Below are 555 nucleotides of genomic sequence, written 5' to 3'. Positions count from 1 at the left end.
CACACCCGCCGCCCGGCGGCCATTGCCTGATGCAGCGCGGGCTGGCGCTGCTCGGGGGGCTGGCGCTCCTCGCCGGCTGCGCAACCGGTCCGGAGCCATCGGCCCGGCGTGACGAGGCATCGGGGGCGCCCCAGGCGGCCAGTCGGCCAGCTTCGCCCCGGCCGCCGTTGTCGGCTGCGGCGCAACGCGCCCTGGCCCGGCATGGCATCCAGCCACACGACACCTCGCCGCTGACAGTCGCCTCGCAGTGCTCGCGGGTGGACGAAATCGGCACGGCGACCAAGCTGAAACTGACCGTCGGCGACGGAGAAGTCAGCGATTTCGATGCCGACATCCTGATCAAGGGGCGCGGTCGTTGTCGCTTCAGCCTGGCCGATTTCCGGCAGGAGACAAGGGAGCCCCAGGTGCTGCTGCGCCACGCCAGGGACAGCAAATGCACCGTCCGCATGTGGCGCGAGCAGAGCGAAAAAATCACCGTGGCCTTCAACAGCTGCCAGAAGTCCTGCGAAGGCAAGGCATTCGACTATTTGTGGCCGATTCTCGTCGAATCGAAGA

General features: G+C 67.9%; 1 protein-coding gene. It reads left to right on the top strand.

Annotation, left to right across the window (positions count from 1 at the left end; all coding sequences use genetic code 11):
* Positions 1–555, top strand: a 555-nt coding sequence (locus A6M56_RS11540; RefSeq protein ID WP_286758138.1) for a hypothetical protein, incomplete at both ends; no start/stop codon positions are given.

Origin of the sequence: Ralstonia sp. RL, assembly GCF_001683835.1 — a bacterium.
In the GTDB taxonomy this organism is placed as follows: domain Bacteria; phylum Pseudomonadota; class Gammaproteobacteria; order Burkholderiales; family Burkholderiaceae; genus Ralstonia; species Ralstonia mannitolilytica.
Note: the sequence above shows the minus strand (reverse complement) of the source record. Positions and strands in the feature narration are given on the sequence as shown.